This is a genomic window from Thomasclavelia sp., assembly GCF_017889095.1.
In the GTDB taxonomy this organism is placed as follows: domain Bacteria; phylum Bacillota_I; class Bacilli_A; order Erysipelotrichales; family Coprobacillaceae; genus Thomasclavelia.
The window spans coordinates 1-2,166 of sequence record NZ_JAGHEW010000394.1; the positions used below are offsets into that span (position 1 = coordinate 1).

The window sequence follows — 2,166 nt, forward strand, 5'->3', positions numbered from 1 at the left end:
AGTGAAAGCAGCGCCTTTAGACGCGAGCAAGTAGCAAAGGCTTATAGCCGCAGAGAAAACCACGTCTTTTAGGCGTGGTTTTTATTTTAGTAATAATAGATTGTTTCTTATAGAAAGATATTCCATAACCAATTACATTTTCATGACCTTCATCTTCTAATCCTTCGATATATTTTTGATCGATGATTTGTTTACTGGCTTTTCTTAATTCTTTAATACTGTTTGAATGCTTGCATTCAATGACAATTGCAGTTTCTAACTGTATGGCAGCATTGCAAGATCAAATCTACCATCAGCGCTTTCTCGATTTGATTTTACATCATAACCATCAGCATTTAAAAAGCCAACCATAAAACCATGATAAAATGACTCGTAGTTATCATAATAATTGATCCTTTGCATTAAAACATCTTCAATCAGCATCGTTTTTTCAACATAATAATTATTATCGATCAGTTCTTTGAAATTCTCGATTCCAGTACTGATTCGCTTTATGATCATCTTTCCTTTTTTATTACTATCATTTTACTATAATACACTATAAAAGTTATTGAATTCAAAATTACAAATAGAGTCAACAATAGTATATTGTGGTAATTTTTAGAAAATATAAAAAAGATGATATCCTAAGTTAGCTCTAACTTTTTTCAATTACTTACATTTATTCTAGGATTTGGTTTAAATTTAATAAATTTAAGGGGTACTGTTTTTTTATCTGTTTTAATTTTAGTTTTATATTTTTCTAAGTAAAACTTCAAATATATTTAAATAATTTAATAATGTTTGTTTAAAATGGAAAATAGTATTAGATAAGTAGCTATCTTTATTTTTTTATCTTTTTTGATTAAAATATAAATAGGAAATGATTTGGAGGTAGGTTATATGAAGATATTATTGATCAATGGTAGCCCTAATGCTCGGGGATGTACTTACACAGCTTTAAGTGAAGTGGCTAAAACATTAAATAATGAAGGAATTGAAACAGAGTTGATTCAAGTTGGACAAAAAGATATTCGTGGTTGTATTGGTTGTCGTAAATGTAAAACGTTAGGTAAATGTATTTTTGATGATTTAGTAAATCAAGTTGCTGATAAATTTAAAGAAAGTGATGGTATCGTTGTAGGAACACCGGTATATTTTGCTTCTGCTAATGGAACATTGATTTCATTTTTAGATCGCTTGTTCTATAGTATTGATTTTGATTTAACCATGAAAGTTGGTGCTAGTGTTGTTAGTGCTAGACGTGGTGGGACAACAGCAACTTTTGATGAATTAAATAAGTATTTTACGATTAGAGAAATGCCAATTGTTTCTAGTCAATATTGGAATAATGTTCATGGTAATACTCCTGAAGAGGCAATAAAGGATCAAGAAGGTTTACAAATTATGCGAACTTTAGGTAAAAACATGGCTTTTTTAGTTAAAGCAATTAATTTAGGGAAAAAAGAATTTGGTTTACCTGAAAAGGAAAAGCGACTAACAACAAATTTTATCCGCTAAAAGAACTCATTAAATTGAGTTCTTTTTCTATGCCTTTAAAGTATAAATTTGTATTTAATATAAGTATTTTATCTCTTAGATCTTTAGTTATAAAATAAAGACAAGGAGGATTGGATATGATCGATGTTTTAACCAAAGAGCAGATCAAACGGAATTTAGTTGATATTGGCTGTAATCAAAAACAAATTGAAAGTTTTATGAATGATTATGATCATAATGATCTAAAAAAGTTAATTTTGTTTTTGAAAAAACAACGCTGTTGTTTATTACAAGAATTGCATGAAGAACAAAAGAAAATCGATTATTTAGATTATCTTGTTTATGCTTTAAATAAACAAATGTTATAACTATATTGTTGTTTTATCTTAACAGTCAAGTATTAACAAGAAGGAGGGATTGTTAGTTTAAAAACAATTAGTTTTATTTTTGGAGTTTTAAAGATAATTGCTAGTGTAAAAAAATTTAATTTGCTTATTTAATGACAATAATTTTTCAAAAGTATTAAAAATCATTTATAATTATTAGTAGTAATAAAAATATTGAAAGCTAACTATATAAAAATCAAGTGTTTTTGATGAAAAAGTTTGAAAATGTTTAAATTTTTGATTTTATAAGTTAACTGTTAAAGTCCTTTGAAAAGTGAATAGTGATTTGTCATTTTTGGGC

Annotated in this window: 3 protein-coding genes; 2 read left to right on the forward strand and 1 reads right to left on the reverse strand. The window is 26.9% G+C overall.

The features are described from left to right. Nucleotides 1-255: 255 nt before the first annotated feature. Nucleotides 256-501, reverse strand: coding sequence for a PD-(D/E)XK nuclease domain-containing protein (locus tag J7M77_RS16620; protein ID WP_296880596.1), 246 nt, complete (start codon nucleotides 499-501; stop codon nucleotides 256-258). Nucleotides 502-882: 381 nt separating this feature from the next. Here J7M77_RS16620 and J7M77_RS16625 point away from each other — a divergent pair, with 381 nt between their 5' ends. Together J7M77_RS16625 and J7M77_RS16630 are read left to right on the forward strand one after the other, a co-directional pair. Further along, the gene (locus J7M77_RS16625) at nucleotides 883-1,500 is read left to right on the forward strand and encodes a flavodoxin family protein (protein ID WP_296880597.1); all 618 of its coding nucleotides are present in this window, start codon (nucleotides 883-885) and stop codon (nucleotides 1,498-1,500) included. Between the two features lie 116 nt (nucleotides 1,501-1,616). Beyond that, a complete protein-coding gene (locus J7M77_RS16630) occupies nucleotides 1,617-1,847 on the forward strand; it encodes a hypothetical protein (protein WP_296880599.1) in 231 nt (76 codons plus the stop codon). Nucleotides 1,848-2,166: the final 319 nt, after the last annotated feature.